Annotated in this window: 17 protein-coding genes; 3 read left to right on the top strand and 14 right to left on the bottom strand. The window is 58.2% G+C overall.

The features are described from left to right. Positions 1-3: 3 nt before the first annotated feature. From ACQZ48_RS13405 to ACQZ48_RS13370, 8 genes are all read right to left on the bottom strand, one after another. Positions 4-333, bottom strand: coding sequence for an L-rhamnose mutarotase (locus tag ACQZ48_RS13405; RefSeq protein WP_191217168.1), 330 nt, complete (start codon positions 331-333; stop codon positions 4-6). A gap of 11 nt (positions 334-344) precedes the next feature. Beyond that, positions 345-1,478 carry a mannitol dehydrogenase family protein gene (locus ACQZ48_RS13400; protein ID WP_173990385.1) on the bottom strand — a complete coding sequence of 378 codons (1,134 nt, stop codon included), beginning with the start codon at positions 1,476-1,478 and terminating at the stop codon, positions 345-347. Further along, positions 1,475-2,485: a zinc-binding alcohol dehydrogenase family protein gene (locus tag ACQZ48_RS13395; RefSeq protein ID WP_448728897.1), complete on the bottom strand. Its 1,011-nt coding sequence runs from the start codon at positions 2,483-2,485 to the stop codon at positions 1,475-1,477. Before ACQZ48_RS13395 ends, ACQZ48_RS13400 begins: the two co-directional genes overlap by 4 nt. Before the next feature lie 3 nt (positions 2,486-2,488). Then, positions 2,489-3,310, bottom strand: coding sequence for an amidohydrolase family protein (locus ACQZ48_RS13390; RefSeq protein ID WP_448728896.1), 822 nt, complete (start codon positions 3,308-3,310; stop codon positions 2,489-2,491). Between the two features lie 4 nt (positions 3,311-3,314). Beyond that, a complete protein-coding gene (locus ACQZ48_RS13385; protein WP_448728895.1) occupies positions 3,315-4,328 on the bottom strand; it encodes an aldo/keto reductase in 1,014 nt (337 codons plus the stop codon). Positions 4,329-4,391: 63 nt separating this feature from the next. Next, positions 4,392-5,333 carry an ABC transporter substrate-binding protein gene (locus tag ACQZ48_RS13380; RefSeq protein ID WP_080792163.1) on the bottom strand — a complete coding sequence of 314 codons (942 nt, stop codon included), beginning with the start codon at positions 5,331-5,333 and terminating at the stop codon, positions 4,392-4,394. A 75-nt stretch (positions 5,334-5,408) separates the two neighbouring features. Continuing rightward, on the bottom strand, positions 5,409-6,431 hold the full coding sequence (locus ACQZ48_RS13375) for an ABC transporter permease (RefSeq protein WP_448728894.1): 1,023 nt from the start codon (positions 6,429-6,431) through the stop codon (positions 5,409-5,411). An 8-nt stretch (positions 6,432-6,439) separates the two neighbouring features. Then, entirely contained in the window at positions 6,440-8,005 is a 1,566-nt protein-coding gene (locus ACQZ48_RS13370) for a sugar ABC transporter ATP-binding protein (RefSeq protein WP_448728893.1), read from the bottom strand. A 254-nt stretch (positions 8,006-8,259) separates the two neighbouring features. Here ACQZ48_RS13370 and ACQZ48_RS13365 point away from each other — a divergent pair, with 254 nt between their 5' ends. Together ACQZ48_RS13365 and ACQZ48_RS13360 are read left to right on the top strand one after the other, a co-directional pair. Further along, positions 8,260-8,952 (top strand): FadR/GntR family transcriptional regulator, encoded by a 693-nt coding sequence (locus tag ACQZ48_RS13365; RefSeq protein ID WP_448728892.1) that lies wholly within the window; start codon positions 8,260-8,262, stop codon positions 8,950-8,952. 42 nt (positions 8,953-8,994) lie between these two features. After that, a complete protein-coding gene (locus tag ACQZ48_RS13360; protein WP_020809849.1) occupies positions 8,995-10,527 on the top strand; it encodes a UxaA family hydrolase in 1,533 nt (510 codons plus the stop codon). Positions 10,528-10,614: 87 nt separating this feature from the next. On the opposite strand, the gene purH is transcribed toward ACQZ48_RS13360, so the two are convergent. From purH to htpX, 4 genes are all read right to left on the bottom strand, one after another. Beyond that, the gene (gene purH, locus ACQZ48_RS13355; RefSeq protein WP_137412361.1) at positions 10,615-12,231 is read right to left on the bottom strand and encodes a bifunctional phosphoribosylaminoimidazolecarboxamide formyltransferase/IMP cyclohydrolase; all 1,617 of its coding nucleotides are present in this window, start codon (positions 12,229-12,231) and stop codon (positions 10,615-10,617) included. 153 nt (positions 12,232-12,384) lie between these two features. Continuing rightward, on the bottom strand, positions 12,385-14,052 hold the full coding sequence (locus ACQZ48_RS13350; protein ID WP_165691251.1) for a heparinase II/III family protein: 1,668 nt from the start codon (positions 14,050-14,052) through the stop codon (positions 12,385-12,387). A gap of 125 nt (positions 14,053-14,177) precedes the next feature. Further along, positions 14,178-15,563 (bottom strand): RsmB/NOP family class I SAM-dependent RNA methyltransferase, encoded by a 1,386-nt coding sequence (locus tag ACQZ48_RS13345; protein WP_448728891.1) that lies wholly within the window; start codon positions 15,561-15,563, stop codon positions 14,178-14,180. After that, positions 15,560-16,525: a zinc metalloprotease HtpX gene (gene htpX, locus ACQZ48_RS13340; RefSeq protein WP_191217160.1), complete on the bottom strand. Its 966-nt coding sequence runs from the start codon at positions 16,523-16,525 to the stop codon at positions 15,560-15,562. Before htpX ends, ACQZ48_RS13345 begins: the two co-directional genes overlap by 4 nt. A 118-nt stretch (positions 16,526-16,643) precedes the next feature. Here htpX and ACQZ48_RS13335 point away from each other — a divergent pair, with 118 nt between their 5' ends. Continuing rightward, positions 16,644-16,856, top strand: coding sequence for a DUF1674 domain-containing protein (locus tag ACQZ48_RS13335; RefSeq protein WP_077983668.1), 213 nt, complete (start codon positions 16,644-16,646; stop codon positions 16,854-16,856). 60 nt (positions 16,857-16,916) lie between these two features. Here ACQZ48_RS13335 and ACQZ48_RS13330 read toward each other — a convergent pair whose 3' ends face one another. Then, entirely contained in the window at positions 16,917-17,798 is an 882-nt protein-coding gene (locus tag ACQZ48_RS13330) for a ParB/RepB/Spo0J family partition protein (RefSeq protein ID WP_003505321.1), read from the bottom strand. 29 nt (positions 17,799-17,827) lie between these two features. After that, positions 17,828-18,622, bottom strand: coding sequence for a ParA family protein (locus tag ACQZ48_RS13325; RefSeq protein ID WP_142912890.1), 795 nt, complete (start codon positions 18,620-18,622; stop codon positions 17,828-17,830).

Here is an 18,622-nt window from a genome sequence, read left to right as displayed (position 1 = left end):
CGTTCAGTCGAGGTGGAAGGTTTCTTCCATCATCGCCCACCACTCGCCTTCCTTGCGGCTTTCGAGCGGTTGCTGACAGGGAATGGTGAAAGACCACCACTCCTGGTTCTTCGGGCTTGCAGCCATCTTCGCCATGTCGGCGCTGATATCGCTGCCGTGATATTCCCAATAGCCGAAGAGCAGATTTTCCGGATCGCGCAGGAAGATCGTATAATTGCGGATATTGCAGTCGCTAATGAGCGCCAGAATTTCAGGCCAGACGGCGGCATGCAGCCTTTTATATTCCGCGATCATTTCCGGTTTGACGCCGATGACCATGCCCATGCGCTGCATGAAAAACTCCGTTATTGCTTGATGGTGCCAAGCGCCGCACGCAACTTCGACTGCGGCAATTTCAATTCCAGCCTTTCAGCGGCGGCAATGACCGGCGCAAAGCGACGACGCTTCTTTTCGTCATGGTTGCCGGCGATATCGGCCAGCCGATGCGCGAGAAAGGGATTGCGCAAACGCTCTCGCAACACGCCAATATAGGTTTGTGCCTGGTCTCCCATGCCTTCAGCCGCAAAGACCGGCAAAACCTCGTCGCGCCAGAGTGTTTCGAGATCGGAAACGAGGCCATCGTCCGCCATTGCCTGACGCACCGTTTCATCTTTCGCACGCACATCCCGCAACCAGCGCTCGGCCAGATAGGAATGGCCGAGATTGAGCAGGAACAGCTTCAGTTTTTCATAGTGATCGAGATCGTCAGTCAGCACCACAGCAGGGTGCGTACAGGGAAGGACAAGCCCTTCCTGTTTCTCGATCGCCCAGAGTGCATAGGGTTCCGCCACGGCGCCGACGGGATCGATCGGCTCAGAAACGATGCGGTCCACCAGACTATTGGCGAAACGGCACTTCTCATTCAGATAGAAGGCAAAACCCGCCGGCAATTGCCATTCGTCTGCAAGCCGGCGAATGACTTGGCTCAGCTTTTCGCCGTTGCGCGGCAGGAGCTCGCAGGGGAAGATCGAAACGGGCGCTTCCGGATTGCGCTGAAAACGCTCCAGCAGCAGCATGCACAGCTTCGCCGGAAAGCTTTTCGGCACAATCGTGAAATCGGCAGCAAGCCCGGCTCCATCTGTCGAATCCAGCTCATAACCGCGATCACCCGTGTTGGACAAAATGACCTCGGCCACGCAGGCGAGACGGCGTATCTCGGCCCAGTCGGTCGCGGCAGTCAGAGCCCGCGCGATACCTTTGCCGTCAATCTCCTCGTCCACTTCCTGCCCATCGCTGATACCGCGAATGCGCACGGGGTAGGGTGCGCCGCTGTTCAGCGCCGCAACACGTTTTAGGCTCTCCGCATTGCCGGTCGTCTGAACGATTGCGATGCGCCCCAGCGCTTCTCCCTTGTCCAGGGCCTGCGAAACGAACAGATCCGCATGGGCGAGAAGAAAGCGGCTGGTGCCGAATTGCAGGATGGGCGTATCGGGCGTCATACGACCTCCACCATGCCCTTGATGACTCCGGCTTTCGGATCGGTCAGACCGGCGAATCGTGAGGGCACATCGGCAAGCGTCATGCGATGGGTGATCAGTGCTTCCGGTACCTTGCCCTCCCGCAGCGCCTGCAGGACGCGCTCGAAATTCTCAGGCGTAGCATTGCGACTGCCGAGCAGCGTCGTTTCCCTCTTGTGGAACTCCGGATCGTTGAAGCTGATATCGCTGGCGACGATGGAGACCAGCACATAGGAACCGCCATGGCCGACAAAGGAAAAGCCGCGCTCCATGGCTTTCGGATTGCCGGTCGCATCGAAGACCGCATCGAAAAAATCGCCGCCGGTGATGTCGGAAAGGCGATCCCTGTCGCCCTCGCCGAGCGCCACCGTGTGTGCGACGCCGAGATGCTCTCTGCAGAAATCCAGCCGGTCGGTGCGCCCATCGATCATGGTCACTTCGCCGCCATCGAGAACCGCGAAAACCGCAACCGCCATGCCGATCGGGCCGGCGCCGACGATCAGAACCTTCTGCCCCTTCTCGACTGCGCCACGGCGCACCGCATGCGCACCGATAGCCAGAAATTCGGTCATCGCCGCCTGATCGAGGCTCAACCCCTCCGCCTTCAGCACGAATTGTTGCGGCACGCTCAGATATTCGACCATGCCGCCATCGCGATGAACGCCCAGCACACCAATATTGCGGCAGCAATTGCTCTTGCCCTTCAGGCAGGCGCTGCATTTGCCGCAAGAGATATAGGGAATGACGGTGACCACGTCGCCTGCGGACAGATGGCTGCCTTCCGGCGCCTCTTCCACCGTGCCGGAAAGCTCATGGCCCATGATGCGCGGATAAGAGAGATAAGGCTGGTTGCCGGTGAAGATGTGCAGATCCGTGCCGCAAACCCCGATGCGGCGAATACGCACCAGCACTTCGCCTTCGCCACGCACTGGTGTCGGCAGTTCCTTGGAAACGAGTTGACCTGGGGTTTCGCAGAAAATCGCCAGCATGTATCACCTGTGGGAAAGGGAATAAAAACGAATGGCGTTACCGCCAAAGACTGCCGCATGGTCCTTTGCCGGCACGATATCGCGGCAGAAATCCAGCCACACCTGATAGTCGCCCGCCAGCCGCAACACCGGCCAATCACTGCCGAAAATCACGCGGTTGCCGCCAAAGAGTTCCAGAATGGTCTCGGCATAAGGCCGTATCGCTTCCGGCCGCTGATCGCCGCGCTCGGTCAGCAGACCGGAAAGCTTGCAATGGACATTCGGAAGAGCCGCCAGAGCGGCCATATCCTTGCGCCAGTCGCTGTAGTGTCCGGTGGCAATCAGCGGCTTCGCGCCATGATCGATGACGACAGGCAATTGCGGATGGCGGCGAGCAAAGGCGAGGAGATGCGGCAGATTGGGCGGCAGGACCAGCGCATCGAACGCCAGACCGTGCTCTACCAGCGTCGCCACGGCGGGATCGAGTGCCGGATCATCGATCCAGGCGACATCCTCGATGCTCTGCAACATCGGACGCACACCCTTGAACGCCGGATGTTTTGCCCGACGGGCGATTTCACTCGCCGCATCGGCGGATTTCATATCCACCCAGCCGACAACGCCCCTGATGAAATCGGTCCTTTCCGCCAGTTCCAGCATGAAATCCGTGTCGGCCGCCGTCTCCATCGTCTGAACCAGCACGGTGCCGGAAACTCCGGCAGCGGCCAGCAAAGGCGACAGGTCGGCGGGGAGAAAATCCCGGTAGATGGCGGCGAGCGACGGCGGCGGCCACTGCCCGGCGCGATCCTTCATCAGCCAGAAATGCTGGTGGGCGTCGATGAGCATCGCCTCAGGCCTTTCCGCCCGGTACGGGCGCACCTTCGGCGACCAGGCCGCGCCTGTGCAGTTCGGACCAGAATTCATCCGGGATCGACTGCTCGAACCACTCTATATTGGAGGCGAGCTGCTGCGCATTGCGCGCACCCGAAACGACCGTGACCGATGCCGGATGGGCAAGCGGAAATTGCAGTGCGGCCGCCTGCAGCGATACGCCGAGTTCCTCGCAAACACCCTGCAGCGCATCGACACGCGTAAGAATATCGGCAGGCGCGTCGGCATAATTGAATTTGCGGTTGCCGGCCAGAATGCCGGAATTGAATGCACCGGCGACAACGATGGCGACACCGCTTTCAGCGCAACGGTTCATGAAAGCAAGGCTCTGCTGCTCCAGCAGCGTATAACGGCCGGCAAGCATGGCGACGTCTATATCGAAGACATCCATGGCGTCGCTGACGATTTCCCACTCATTGACACCAAGGCCGACGGCCCCAGTCGATCCCTCCTCGCGCAGCTTGCCAAGCGCCCGGAAGCCGCCGCCGGTGGTCAACTGCTCCCAGTAGTGCTGATGCTTTTCGCCATGGGTGAAGGAGCCGATATCATGCACATAAAGAATATCCGGCTTCAGAACGCCTAGCCGTTGCTGGCTTGCCTCGAAGGAGCGCAGAATACCGTCATAGGAATAATCATAGACCGGGCGGAACGGCAGGGGCGCTATATAGGCATCCTCCTCCGGACCGACGGTCTCGTCCGGCACCATCACACGGCCGACCTTGGTGCTCAGCGTGTATTCGTTCCGGTCATGCTCCGTCACCATGGTGCCGAGGCGGCGCTCCGACCGCGTATAGCCGTAGAACGGCGCGGTATCAAAATAACGCATGCCGCTTTCCCATGCCTTGTCGAACGCGCCCTTGGATTCCTCATAGGGCGTGACGCGGTAGAGATTGCCCATCTGGGCGCAACCGAGGCCCATGACGGTGACGTCGACGGCGCGGCGCGGCAATTTACGTGTATCGGAGACTTTCATCGTAGGGACTTTCCAGCTCGTCTTTGGAAGGACGCGCCGCCGCAAGGCGGCGCGCCGTTAGCATTAGTAAAGCACGTTCTTGGCTTCAGGCTTCTCGATATTGTCCTTGGTGACAACAACAACGCCGGTATCGACGAACTTCTCAACCTTTTCCTTGTTGATGAGCTTGGTCACGGTTTCCACGCCCTTTTCACCCATCTGATACGAACCCTGAACCACGATGCCGGCAAGCGTGCCGTCCTTGACGAAGCTCTGCAAATCCTGGTTACCGTCAAAGCCGATGGCAACGACCTTGCCGGCCTTGCCGGACTGGGCAAGCGCGCGGCCGACACCGATGGCCGTCGGCTCATTGGCGCCGAAAATGCCCTTCAGGTCGGAATTGGCGGCCAGCACGTCGGTGGTCTGGTTCAGCGCGGTCGCCATCTGCGACTGCGAATAGAACGGACCAACGATCTGAAGCTTCGAGTGCATCTGGATGTAGTCGGTAAAACCGCCGACACGGCCGATTTCGGAACCGGCACCGGCGACATAGGACATGACGGCAATCTTGCCTTCCGTGCCAACCTTGTCGATCAGCGCCTGGGCCGCCAGTTCGCCGGCCTTCTTGTTATCGGTTGCCAGGAACGACTGGTAATATTGCTCCGAACCCTTGGCGAGCTGCGAGTCGATCAAAACGACGGGAATACGGGCTTCCCAGGCCTTCTTGACGGCCGGCACTAGCGCGTCCGGGTCGGAAGGTGCCAGGACAATGCCCGCGACCTTACGATTGATGGCGTTTTCGACCATGTTGACCTGGTCGGCAATGGCGGACTCGGCAGCCGGACCCTGGAAGGTCATGGTATTGCCGGAAGAGTTCTTCATCGCCGCATCAGCACCCTTCTGAACATTCTGCCAGAAGGTGGAGTTGACGGTCTTGACGATGACGGCGATCTCACCGGCCTGCACGGTGGAAACGCTCCACAGCGCGATTGCGGATGTCAGAAGGGCAGTCGCAATTTTCTTCATTTCTTCCTCCGTGATGTCGGCATACCGGGCCTCCCCTGCCGATCTTTTTTGCGGAAAGGGTCCGCAGCCCTTTGGTCAGCGGCGGTTGCGCAGCTGGTCGATCCAGACGGTGACCAGAATGACGAGGCCGATGATGATCTGTTGCGTGAAGGCGGACACGCCATTCATATTGAGACCGTTGCGCAGGATGCCGATGACGAAGGCGCCAATGGCCGTGCCGGAAATGGTGCCGACGCCGCCGATCAGCGATGTGCCGCCGATAACGGCGCTGGCGATTGCGTCCAGCTCATACATCACACCTTCGTTTGGCTGGGCGGTAACGAGACGCGACATCAGCACGCAGCCCGTGAGCCCGGCGAGCGTGCCGGACAGGATGTAGGTGAAATTGGTGACACGAGCGACATTGACGCCGGAAAGGCGCGCTGCTTCGTCGTTGGAACCGACAGCGTAAATGTGACGGCCAAGGATCGAGCGGTTGAGCATGAAGGAAACCGCAAACGCAATCACCACCATCAGGATGACGGGGTAGGGGATACCGGGAAACACCACATTAGGAAAGCCGTCGTCACCGATAGTGACGATGCGAAAGAGGGCGCCGTTGCCAAGTTCGCCAAAGGATTCGCCGAGGCCCGAAACGGCGCGCGCGCCGGTGATTTGCAGGGCCACGCCGCGGGCGATCAACATCATGCCTAGGGTGGCGATGAAGGGCGGCAGCTTGAAACGGGTGACCAGAAGACCGTTAATGAAGCCGCAGAGCGATCCCGTCAGAATGCCGAGCAACATGCCGACCGGCACCGGCATACCGAGTTCCTTCACCGCAAGAGCGGCGACGACACCGGCGAGCGCCAGCACCGAACCGACAGAAAGATCGATACCACCGGTGATGATGACGCAGGTAGCCCCGATGCCGAGCAGCGCGATGGACGTGACCTGCAAGGCAATCGTCATACCGTTATTGACGGTGAAGAAGGCGCTGCTGGTGGCGGAGAACACCGCGACGAGGGCGAACAGGCTGCCGAGCGCGGCAAACTTCTGGATGATGTCCTTCTGGCGATCGCTGACAGCGAAGCCCTTTTTGGGTTCTGCAATATTGGCCATGTCGTTCCTCACTGCGCGGCCCGGCCGTAACCGGACGCATACCGCATGATTTCTTCCTGATTGGTCTTGGCGGTTTCGAGCACACCCGTAATTCGGCCCTGATGGAAAACGGCGATACGATCCGTCAGCCCAAGAATTTCCGGCAGTTCCGAACTGATGAGAATGACGCCGATACCCTGCGCGGCGAGCTCGTCCATGATCTTGTAGATCGCGAATTTCGCGCCGACATCGATGCCGCGTGTCGGCTCGTCGAAGAACAGCACGCGCGACTGCCGGAACAACCATTTGCCGATAATGATTTTCTGCTGATTGCCGCCGGAAAGCAGTCGCACCGTCTGCCCGATGGAGGGAGTACGGATATTCAGGAGATCGACGTAGCGCTTTGCCACATCGTCATGCTTTTTGAAGTCGATGAGCCCGAAACGGTTGGAAACCTCGCCGAGATTGGCAAGCGTCGTATTGGCCGCCACTGACATCTTGATGGCGAGGCCATCGCTTTTGCGATCTTCCGAGAGATAGGCGATGCCTTCTTCGATGGCGTCCTGCGGTGAGCCGATCGAAAGCTCGCGCCCGTTGAAAACGATCCTGCCCGCATCGAGCGGATCGGCGCCGAAGACAGCCCGGGCGACTTCGGTGCGGCCGGCACCCATCAACCCGGCAAAACCGAGGATTTCACCACGGCGCAGCGAAAAACCGACGTCGTGGAACACGCCGCTGCGCGTCAGGCCCTCCACGGAAAAAATAACGTCTTCCGTGGGGCGCGATGTCCGCTCGGGGAATTTGTCTTCCAGCGAACGCCCCACCATGCGCGTGACAATGTCATCAACGGTGATCGAGGCAAAATCGTCGGTTGAAATATAACGTCCGTCGCGCAGAACCGTCACGCGATCGACGATTTCGGCCATTTCATCGAGACGATGGGAAATATAAACGATCCCGACACCGGATGCCTTGAGATCGCGGATGACCTTGAACAGGAGCCGGGTCTCCTGCTCGGTCAGCGAAGAGGTCGGCTCATCCATGATGAGCACTTCAGCGTCAAGAGAAAGCGCCTTGGCGATTTCCACCATCTGACACTGAGCGACCGAAAGGCCGCGGACAATCTGGTCCGGATCGATATCCACACCCAGCCGGTCGAGACAACGCTTGGCATCGAGACGCAGCTTCTTGCGGTCGACGAGGAAACCACGACGTGGTTCGCGCGCAAGATAGATGTTTTCAGCGACGGAAAGATGCGGAACGAGGTTGAGTTCCTGGTGGATGATGGCGATGCCGGCGGCTTCGGATTCCAGCGGCGATGCATATTGCACCTTCGCACCTTTATGAAGGATGGTGCCGTCGCTCGGCTGATAGACGCCGCTGACGATCTTCATCAGCGTCGATTTTCCCGCGCCATTTTCGCCGCAGACGGCATGCACCTCGCCTGCGCGCAGATCGAAATGCACGTTCGAAAGTGCTTTGACGCCTGGAAATTCCTTGCTGATATTATCGAGGCGCAGGAGCACCCCGCGCTGTCCGTGCGCCATCTGTTCAGACGAAAAATCGCCCCGAATTGTCGATGCGCCTTGCGACATCTGGAAACCTCCCACCCGTATCCCCGCTCCACCGGATCATGAACAGGCCAAATGGTTAGGCCGGTTTTTCAAAATGGTCAAGCCAATTATGCCAAAATCTACGAAACCACATTTAAGAACAGAGGCAGCGCGCTAGAAAGAAATCGACAATAATCACTTATTTTCATATACTTAAGTAATTCCTTGCGTATTGATACGCTTGGCGTTACGGTAAGGCCAAATAAAGTTTTCAGACAGGACTCGTCAAAAAACTCATGAGTGGTCAGGCCAAAATAGCGGAACCGCGCAGGCTGTATCAACAGATTGCGGATCAGATACGCGAACTCATCGACATGGGTGAATTCCTGCCTGGGACGCGGCTTCCTGCTGAGCGGGAACTGGCACAGAAACTCGGCGTGTCGAGACCGTCATTGCGGGAGGCGCTGATTGCGCTTGAGATCGACAACACCGTCGAAATTCGCATGGGTTCCGGCGTCTACGTATCTACCGAAGCGCTTCAGACGACCCATCACACCAAGTCGCTGGGTGACAGCCCGTCCGAACTGATGCAGGCGCGCGCCGCTCTGGAGGGTGCCACCATCGTGTTGGCGGCAAGCCGGATGACCGATGAGACAATCGCGACCCTCCGCCAGATACTCAATACCATGCAGCGGGAAATCGAAGCCGGCCGCAAGCCTCTGGATCAGGATCGACTGTTTCACGTCACCATCGCCGAGCAATCCGGTAACAGCGTTTTGGCCCGAATGGTGGCGAACCTCTTCGACGAGCGCCACAGCCCCATTTCGGCCCAGCTTCGCGTGAAATTTGAAGACCGCGATACCTGGACCCAAGCCCTTCAGGAGCACGAGGCCATTCTGGCGGCGCTTGAACTGAAAGACCCACTGCTGGCGCAGGCCGCCATGCATACGCATCTGGAAGGTTCGAAGAGACGCTGGGTCGAAAATTGATCTAGAAACATAGCAGGCAATATAACGGGAGGAGGATAACCCGTGAGTGAGAATTCCGAGGCAACCATTTTGCTGAACGCCAACGACAATGTCGCGGTGGCACGTCGGTCCATTCCGGCCGGCGGCGCGACGGGCAGGGGCGATCTGGCGGCGCTCGAGCTGATCGGGCGAGGGCACAAGGTGGCCCTGAAGTTCATCAAATCGGGCGATGAGGTGCTGAAATACGGACAGGTCATTGGTATCGCCACCCAGGATATTGAGCCCGGCCGGCACGTGCACCTGCACAATCTCGCCATGGTGCCTTCCGAACACGCACATCAGTTCAGTGTTGATATCGAAGAAAAGGGCATGGTGCCGGAAGCCGAACGCCGGACGTTTAGGGGTTATGACCGCGGTCTCGGTGGTGTTGGAACGAGAAACTATATCGGCGTCATCGCTTCGGTGAACTGTTCCGCCACGGTGTCGCGTTACATCGCGGATTATTTCAACAAGCAGGGCGGCCTTGATGGTTTCGACAATGTCGATGGCGTCGTGGCGCTGACCCATGGCGGCGGCTGTGCGCTGAATACGAAATCGGAAGGTTACCGCCTGCTGATCCGCACCATTCAGGGTTATGCCCGCCACCCGAATTTTGGCGGCATTCTGCTGATCGGCCTCGGTTGTGAAACCAACCAGATCGCGCCCATTCTCGAACATTACAAGATGGAAGAGGGTGAGCGGCTGCGCACCATGACGATCCAGCAGCATGGCGGCACCCGCAAGACAATCGATGCGGCGATCGCCGAGATCAAGGCCATGCTGCCTATGGTCAATGCCGCCCGCCGCACGGAACAACCGCTTTCCAAGCTGAAGGTGGCGCTGGAATGCGGCGGTTCGGATGGTTATTCCGGCATTTCCGCCAACCCGGCTCTGGGTTACGCCTCCGACCTCATCGTCCGTAACGGCGGCACCACAGTCCTCTCGGAGACGCCGGAGATTTACGGCGCCGAGCATCTCCTGACGAAGCGCGCCGTCACCCCTGCCGTCGCCGAGAAGCTCCTACAGCGTATAGACTGGTGGCGTGATTATACCGCCCGCAATGGCGACGAACTCAATAACAACCCCTCCCACGGTAACAAGCTTGGCGGCCTGACCACGATTCTGGAAAAATCGCTGGGCGCGGTCGCCAAGGGCGGCTCCATGCCGCTGAAGGCGGTTTATGAGTTTGCTGAAACCGTGACGGAACAGGGTTTCGTCTTCATGGATACACCCGGCTATGACCCCGTTGCCGTCACCGGCCAGGTCGCGGGCGGCTGCAACGTCATCTGTTTCACCACCGGTCGCGGCTCGGTTTCCGGTTTCAAGCCGTCGCCGTGCATCAAGATCGCCACCAATTCCGAAATGTATGAACACATGAAGGAAGACATGGATATCAATTGCGGTGAGATCGTCACCGGCGCTGAAACCATCGAAGAATCCGGCAAACGAATTTTCGAGCATATTCTGGCGGTAGCGTCCGGCGACAAGACCGTCAGCGAAATATACGACTACGGCGATAATGAATTTGTGCCGTGGCAGGTTGGAGCCGTGACCTGAACACTGCGGCGCCAAGACTGTCCCACGTGAAACAAAAGGCCCGGAAATCAATTTCCGGGCCTTCTTTATTCCTGATTATTTCCGCGCTTAATGGCGGAAGTGGCGCATGCCGGTAAAGACCATTGCCACATTATGCTCATTCGCAGCGTCAATCACTTCCTGATCGCGCATGGAGCCGCCCGGCTGGATGACAGCGGTAGCGCCAGCAGCAATCGCGGCGAGCAAACCATCGGCAAAGGGATAAAATGCTTCCGAAGCGACGGCGGAGCCGCGCGTCAACGGTTCGGCAAGACCAAGAGCCTTGGCGGCATCTTCCGCCTTCTGGGCAGCGATACGCGCGGAATCCACACGGCTCATCTGGCCTGCGCCGATACCCGCGGTCTGCCCGTCCTTGGCGTAAATGACGGCATTGGACTTCACATGCTTGGCGATCTTGAAGGCAAACTTCATGTCTTCAAGTTCCTGCGGTGTCGGCGCTCGCTTGGTGACGACCTTGAGGTCCAGATCCTCGACCATGCCATTGTCGCGGCTCTGCACCAGCAGGCCGCCCGAGACGGTCTTCGCAGTGAGGCCAGCCGCGCGCGGATCAGGCAAACCGCCAGCGGCAAGAAGGCGCAGGTTCGGCTTGCGGGCGATGATGGACTTGGCTTCTTCGGTGACATCAGGCGCGATGATGACTTCGGTGAAGAGCTTGACGATCTCTTCCGCCGTTTCCGCATCGAGCGTGCGGTTCAGGGCAATCACGCCACCAAAAGCGGAAACGGAATCGCATGCCAGCGCCCGCCGGTAAGCTTCGGCAAGTGTCGGCCCCGTCGCCACGCCGCAGGGATTGGCGTGCTTGATGATAGCGACTGCCGGCGCATTTTCCGGCAAGAATTCCGCCACGAGCTCGTAAGCTGCATCGGTGTCATTGATGTTGTTGTAGGAAAGCTGCTTGCCCTGAAGAAGCGTCGCGGTCGCAACGCCAGGACGCTTTTCGCCGGTGAGGTAAAAACCAGCGCTCTGGTGCGGGTTTTCGCCATACCGCATCTTTTCCTTCAGCGCGCCGCCGATAGCGCGGTAATCCGGCGTTTCGATTGCAAGCGCCTCTGCGAACCAGTTGGAAATCACCGCATCATAGGCAGCGGTGCGGGCATAAGCCTTGGCGGCAAATCGCTGGCGCAGCGTATAGGACGTCTGGCCGTCATCGGCCTGCAGGGCCTCAACCAGATCGGGATAGTCAGACGGATCGGTAACCACAGTGACATAGGCGTGGTTCTTGGCGGAAGCGCGGATCATGGCCGGGCCGCCAATATCGATGTTTTCCACCGTCGTCGGATAATCGCCGCCCTTGGCGCGAACTTCTTCGAAGGGATAGAGATTGATGACCGATAGATCGATCGCCTCGATGCCGTGCGCCTTCATCGCCTCGACATGATCGGCATCATCCCGGATCGCCAGCAAGCCGCCATGAACGCTGGGATGCAGCGTCTTCACGCGACCATCCATGATCTCGGGAAAATTCGTGACGTCTGAGACATCCGTAACCGGCAGGCCTGCCTCAGCAATGGCCTTTGCCGTACCGCCGGTCGAAAGCAGCTTGACGCCAAGCTTGGAAAGCACCGTCGCCAATTCGATAATGTCCGTCTTGTCAGACACGGAGAGAAGCGCCGTGCGGATTTTTACCTTATCGGGGGCGGGAATTTTCTTGGACACGACGGCCATCAGGCATACTCCGTTTAACGGGGAGGACAGGCTGGAATGGAATTGATCCAGCAATTGCCGCCGCGTTAACACAGCTTACCGGATTAATAAACAGCGGGGATGCCGAACGATGACAACTATGGTGGTTTTTGACCGGCATTGCCGGAAATTTGCCTAGGCTTGGCGTTCGATCAGCCAGCGGATTTCCCGCGTATTCGCAAGATTGAAGGGGAGTTCAATCTGCTGCGACGGGCGCATACCGGATGCGTCGGCCATGAAGACATCTTCGGTGACGAAAAGCTCCAGCCCGGGTGCGGAAAACAGCCAGACGATTCCATCCGCTGCCTCCAGATAGACCGACTCCTCATCCCGCTGATGTAGCTGAATGTGGGGATGAATATGGAAACGTGAAACCGCTGTGACCGACTGCGATTGCGCTTTCGCCGCATTTTCGTCGCGCCGCAGCAGATCCCGCCCCTTTATCTTGGTGCCGACCGCATTCAGTTCTATTTCCCGCTCATGGTAACAACCGAAATTCTGTAAATAACCGTCATGTGATGCCCAGAGAACATCATTACCGTTAGCATCCGCCCCGCGCCTGCTGTCGACGTGGCTAACGCCTGACACCATAATCGGACCAAGTAGCCGCGAGCGCGACAGTCTACAGGATGAGGTATCCGCAAGCGTGACGGTGGAATGCGCCGCCGTGGAACGGCTGGCGCGCTGATATTCCGGCGCGGCGTTACGTGGAAAGCCGGAATTGACGATGAAGCGGTTCTTGCCGCAGGACATTTCGAAAGACAGGCAACCCGAATGAGCACTCCGTGAAAGCTCCGCCGAGCCGGGATACCCTGTATCGACGATGATGACCGTATCGTCCGTCGCAAGCCGGTGATAGTTCACATCCGGCAGGACCTTTGAAGGCCGGCCGGCCGTTTCATCATAGCGCAATACGGAAACAAGCTCATTGGCGAGCGTGGCCGTGGCGCCGTTGAACAGCGCGAGATCGCCGCCCTGATGCCGGAAGAACCGGATCGCCGGGAACATGCGGTCTATCGCCGGCACCAGACCTGACGGCAGATCATGGCCAAGATTGATATAACTTTGCCGAAGCGGCAGGAGATCGAGCAACAGATCCAGCATGACGCGTGGATTACGGGAAACATGTCCGCCATCGGGCAGAATCTGGCGTTCCATTTCCTGAGCCAGCTTCATTCCATTCCGCGTGATCCGTGAAAGGCGCGTTGGCATGGCAATGGAAGCCATGGCCAATGCAATCCTGATCCTCAGCCGCGCTTCGCCATCGGGCGCGTGTCTGACAATTCTTTCGAGATACCGCACATGAAAGGCGAGGCTTTTCAGAAACCGGCGATAAAAGCCGGCATCGGCCTCGTATAAAACGACGGGAGAGTGCGAAAGCCAGGCAATGAGCCTTTGTGCGGCGATTTCCGGTGACCAAGCAATACCTGCAAGCCGTTTGCCATGAAGCACCATCCACTCCGCAACAATGCGGCGCGCTCGTTTGCAGGCCTCGCTCGATTTATCGGAGCGAATATGCCGTAGCCAACTAAATGCATGCAGCCGTTCTTCAAAGACCACCGAGGGATATTCCATCTGAAATGGCGAAGCTCCGCCGGTTTCGACGACACGCCCGGCCAGCGCGATGCGGCCCCGCAACAGTTCCTCGGCGAAATAGGGATCGATGGCTCTAAGATCGGTCGGCGCCGCCACCAGACCGTCTGGCGCACGAGTGGCAAATCGCGACATATGCAGGCGCAAAGGAGTGAGTCCGACACACAGATGACGATACGCCATCCGCGACAGAAGACCGGCGGCATTCATGCTGCCTGCAAAGGACCCTAACAAGCTGTGTTTCCCGTTTCACATGTTTTGTTTTTATCAGTGAACCGCGACGACCGGAACGTTTTCGATAAATATCTAATGATTCGCGAGAGCTTGGCTTTTTTCTACTTCTTACGCAAGACACTGCTAAAAAACCCATCGACGCCGCCGAACATATCCGGCGTTGTGCGAAGATCGCCATCGGGACTGATGGCCGCTTCCATTCCGGGCCAATCCTCGCGGCTGACGGCAACACGCTCCACGTCGGGATTTTCCGCCAGAACCTCGGCAATCATCGCTTCTCCTTCAGAAGGATCCAGCGAGCAATTGGAGAAGACAACGAGACCGCCCGGTCCAACAAGGGTCAGCGCATGCCGCAGCATCTGGCCCTGAAGGGCAGCGAGTTTGGCAATATCGTTCTCACCCTTGGTCCAGCAGACATCGGGATGTTTGCGAAGTGTCCCGGTGGAAGAACAGGGCGCATCGAGGAGGACCGCGTCAAAGAGCTGTTCCGGCTGATACTTCAGCATATTGGCCTCCACCGTTTCGGCACGGAGACCAAGCCGGTCGAGGTTTTCCCTGAGGCGACGAAGACGGTTTCCGGACTGATCCAGCGCCGTCACCTTGGCGCCCGCCAGCGCAAGCTGCGCGGTCTTGCCGCCCGGGGCCGCACAGAGATCGGCAACACGTTTGCCCGCAATGTTACCCATAAGCCGAACCGGCATGCTGGCGGCAAGATCCTGCACCCACCATGCACCCTCGGCGAAGCCTTCGAGCGAGGGGATCTGCCCCTCGAATTCACCCAGACGCACGCTGCCGTTCGGCATCAGCGTACCGCCCAGTTTTTCCGCCCACAGAGCGGGATCAACCTTGATCGTGAGATCGATGGAGGAAGGCGTCAGCTGCGCTTGCGAAATCCTCTGAGCCGCCTCAATTCCGTAAGCCGAAACAAGCCGCTCGTAGAACCAGTCCGGCAGCACGGGAACGTCGGCGACAGCCTTTTCGATCTCCATCTTTTCACGACCGAGCCGTCGAAGAACAGCGTTCACCAGTTTGACGAAACGCCGGTTGCGCGGATCGCGGTGAGCCTGCTCCACGGCGAGATCGACAGCGGAATGATCCGGCACATCGAGGTAAAGCATCTGCGCCGCACCGACGACAAGAACATGATGCAGCGATCGCGCGCCCTGCGGCAGCGGACCATCGAGCAGCATCGACAAAGCCGTTTCAATCCGGGGAAGGTGGCGAAGCGCGCTGTTGACGATCGCCCTCACCAGCGCTCGGTCGGCAAGCGACAGGGCTCGATAGACGGGATTGCCGTTCTCGCTGTCGAGCATCCCATCGAGCGAGGTCTTTTTTTCCAGAACGGCGGCCAGAATGCGAGTGGCGGCAATGCGCGCGGCGAGACCCGGCTTATCCTGGAAAGACGAAGGGCCGTCTTCACGGCCCTTCCCATTAGCCGGTCTCGGTTTTCTGGACCGCGCCGGCTTATTCTGAATATCGGATGTCAAGACCACGGCCCCTTGCGCTCGTTTTCATTGCCTCGTCCCCAGCCTGTTTTGGGAACGGAGCTTGATTTGCGCAGAGGTCTATCACCCGATGGCGGCGGCGTCGATCCTCGCGGGGAAAACTCCTGCGCCATGGCGTGCAGTGCGGCCACGCGATTTTCCGTATTCGGATGCGTGGAGAAGAGATTGTCCATGCGCTCGCCGGAAAGCGGATTGATGATGAACATATGCGCCGTTGCCGGGTTACGCTCGGCATCGTCATTGTGGATACGCTGCGCCATGCCCGAAATCTTCTGCAATGCGGAAGCAAGCCAGAGCGGGTTGCCGCAGATTTCCGCGCCGCGCCGGTCGGCGGAATATTCCCGTGCGCGGCTGATCGCCATCTGCACCAGCATCGCGGCCAGCGGCGCGACGATCATCGCCACCAGCACGCCGATAAAGCCGAGCGGATTATTGTTGTTCTCCCGGTTGCCGCCGAAGAAGAAGGCAAAATTGCCGAGCATGGATATGGCGCCCGCCAGCGTGGCGGTGATTGTCATGGTCAGCGTATCCCGGTTCTGCACATGCGCAAGCTCATGCGCCATGACACCGGCCACTTCCTCCGGTGTCAGACGCTCCAGCAATCCTGTCGAAGCGGCAACGGCGGCGTTCTGCGGATTACGCCCGGTCGCGAAGGCGTTGGGTTGCGGGCTATCGTAAATATAGACCTTCGGCATCGGCAGACCGGCATTTTGCGACAGGTCGCGGATCATGTGAAAAAATTCGGGCGCATTCGCCTCGTCGATCTCCCGCGCATGATAGGCGGAGAGAACCATCTTGTCAGAGTTCCAGTAGGAAAAAATATTCATACCGGCTGCGATGACCAGAGCAATCATCATGCCGCCCTTGCCGCCGATCAGAAAACCGACACCCATGAACAATGCGGTCATGAAGGCCAGAAGCATTGCCGTGCGCATCATGTTCATCCGTTTAACTCTCCTTGTCACTCACCGGGAATATTCCGGGGTTTATAAAGCCCCTCGGATTATATATCATCTGGTAAACGGCAAACGTATTTCAATATCCCGTCATAGGGAGGATTTCATGCAGAATGCGAATAATGACAACGCCACAGACAGCGGCGCGGAAGGTGTAAAGCGACTTTCGCCGGCGGCGCAGCGAGCGTTGAAAGAAGCGGAAGAACGGCGCAGGCAACAGGCCGATCTCAAGTTGCCGCCGGAAACCGGCGGCCGCGGCGGTGCAGAACCCGTGCGTTTCGGCGATTACGAAATAAAAGGCCGGGCCATCGATTTTTGAGCCCATAAATAAAAATACCCGCCAAAGGCGGGTATTTTATATTTTAAAACAAATAGGTACTTATTTCTGCTCCAGAAGCCGGCATACCGCTTCAAGCTGTTCCAATGTCCGGTAACCGATACGGATTTGCCCAGATCCGCCCTTGTGGCTGATCTTTACATCCAGCCCAAGAGCATCGGACAGGCTGCGTTCGAGCGCAATGGTATCGGAATCCTTTTCCGCAGCAGGTCGCTTCTCCGCAACATCGCCCTGCGATTTGATGTCATTCTGCGCCAGGCGCTCGGCATCACGAACCGAAAGTCCCTTGGATACGATTGTTTTCGCGAGCGTCGCCGGATCGGAAGTGGAAACAAGCGCGCGCGCATGACCTGCGGAGAGCGAACCATCCGCCAGCATATCCCTTACCGGATCGGGAAGCTTCAAAAGCCGCAGGCTGTTGGCAACGTGGCTTCGGCTCTTGCCGATGATTTCACCGAGATCATTCTGCGTATAGCCATGTTCGGCGATGAGCTGCTCATACCCCATCGCTTCTTCGAGCGGATTGAGATCGGAACGCTGTACGTTTTCGACAATCGCCAGTTCCAGCGCCGTGCGATCATCGACGTCGCGAACAATGACGGGAACATCGGTAAAGCCCGCCAGCTGCGCCGCGCGCCAGCGGCGCTCACCGGCGATAATCTCGTAGCGGTTGACTCCTACCGTTCTCACCACCACTGGCTGAACAATTCCATGCTGACGGATAGAGGCAGCAAGGTCCTGCAGCTCGTTTTCATCAAAATGACGCCGCGGGTTTCTTTGGCTGCGAGCGATGAATTCAATGGGAATGGTGCGATCAGCGTTAACCGCGCGTTGAGGCTCGCCGACCGGTACGGGCTGATCCATTTCACCGATCAATGCGGCAAGACCGCGCCCCAACCGACGCTTGGAAAGATCATCACTCATAAGATATTACTCCATACAGTCCGCAAATGTCAGGCAGCTTTGCGCAGGCGCTCTCTCTGGATCACTTCGGATGCAAGTTGCAAATAGGCCTGACTGCCGGCGCATTTCAGGTCATAAAGAATGGCCGGTTTACCATAGGACGGTGCTTCCGAAACACGAACGTTGCGTGGAATGAGGGTATGGTAAACCTTCTCGCCAAGATGGCTTCTCACATCCGAAACGACCTGTTGCGCAAGATTGTTACGCGCATCGAACATCGTCAAAACGATACCCTGTATATCAAGCTGCGGATTGACCGATCCACGTATCTGGCTGACCGTATCCAGCAGCTGGCTGAGACCTTCCAGGGCAAAGAACTCACATTGCAGCGGCACCAGCACCGAATGGGCGGCCGTCATCGCATTCATCGTCAAGAGATTGAAAGAGGGCGGGCAATCAACAAGAATGTAGGAGTAGCCCTTGGCTTCCATCGTCTCCATGGCCGCACGCAGCAGGAAAACGCGGTTGGAAACATTCGCGACCTGCATTTCGAAACCGAGCAAATCCATCGTGGAAGGCACGATATCGAGATTTGGAACGGCCGTGGGAACAGCAACGTCCGCTACCCCATGATCCCCCAGGAGAAGATCATAGGAAGAAAGCTTGCGCTCCTTGCGGTCAATGCCAAGCCCGGTACTCGCATTACCCTGCGGGTCCAGATCCACGATCAGCACACGCTCACCAATAGCCGCCAGTGCGGTAGCCAGATTGATGGCGGTTGTTGTTTTACCGACGCCGCCTTTCTGGTTAGCAACTGCGATAATCCGGTTTTTTTCAAAAGTCAT

The sequence above is a fragment of the Agrobacterium sp. 22-209-1 genome (assembly GCF_053522485.1).
Note: the sequence above shows the minus strand (reverse complement) of the source record. Positions and strands in the feature narration are given on the sequence as shown.

What these genes read in the sequence shown, in the direction of transcription:
- ACQZ48_RS13405 (WP_191217168.1), bottom strand. Translation starts at nt 333, where the DNA reads ATGCAGCGCATGGGCATGGTCATCGGCGTCAAACCGGAAATGATCGCG.
- ACQZ48_RS13400 (WP_173990385.1), bottom strand. Translation starts at nt 1,478, where the DNA reads ATGACGCCCGATACGCCCATCCTGCAATTCGGCACCAGCCGCTTTCTT.
- ACQZ48_RS13395 (WP_448728897.1), bottom strand. Translation starts at nt 2,485, where the DNA reads ATGCTGGCGATTTTCTGCGAAACCCCAGGTCAACTCGTTTCCAAGGAA.
- ACQZ48_RS13390 (WP_448728896.1), bottom strand. Translation starts at nt 3,310, where the DNA reads ATGCTCATCGACGCCCACCAGCATTTCTGGCTGATGAAGGATCGCGCC.
- ACQZ48_RS13385 (WP_448728895.1), bottom strand. Translation starts at nt 4,328, where the DNA reads ATGAAAGTCTCCGATACACGTAAATTGCCGCGCCGCGCCGTCGACGTC.
- ACQZ48_RS13380 (WP_080792163.1), bottom strand. Translation starts at nt 5,333, where the DNA reads ATGAAGAAAATTGCGACTGCCCTTCTGACATCCGCAATCGCGCTGTGG.
- ACQZ48_RS13375 (WP_448728894.1), bottom strand. Translation starts at nt 6,431, where the DNA reads ATGGCCAATATTGCAGAACCCAAAAAGGGCTTCGCTGTCAGCGATCGC.
- ACQZ48_RS13370 (WP_448728893.1), bottom strand. Translation starts at nt 8,005, where the DNA reads ATGTCGCAAGGCGCATCGACAATTCGGGGCGATTTTTCGTCTGAACAG.
- ACQZ48_RS13365 (WP_448728892.1), top strand. Translation starts at nt 8,260, where the DNA reads ATGAGTGGTCAGGCCAAAATAGCGGAACCGCGCAGGCTGTATCAACAG.
- purH (WP_137412361.1), bottom strand. Translation starts at nt 12,231, where the DNA reads ATGGCCGTCGTGTCCAAGAAAATTCCCGCCCCCGATAAGGTAAAAATC.
- ACQZ48_RS13350 (WP_165691251.1), bottom strand. Translation starts at nt 14,052, where the DNA reads ATGAATGCCGCCGGTCTTCTGTCGCGGATGGCGTATCGTCATCTGTGT.
- htpX (WP_191217160.1), bottom strand. Translation starts at nt 16,525, where the DNA reads ATGAACATGATGCGCACGGCAATGCTTCTGGCCTTCATGACCGCATTG.
- ACQZ48_RS13335 (WP_077983668.1), top strand. Translation starts at nt 16,644, where the DNA reads ATGCAGAATGCGAATAATGACAACGCCACAGACAGCGGCGCGGAAGGT.
- ACQZ48_RS13330 (WP_003505321.1), bottom strand. Translation starts at nt 17,798, where the DNA reads ATGAGTGATGATCTTTCCAAGCGTCGGTTGGGGCGCGGTCTTGCCGCA.
- ACQZ48_RS13325 (WP_142912890.1), bottom strand. Translation starts at nt 18,622, where the DNA reads ATGACTTTTGAAAAAAACCGGATTATCGCAGTTGCTAACCAGAAAGGC.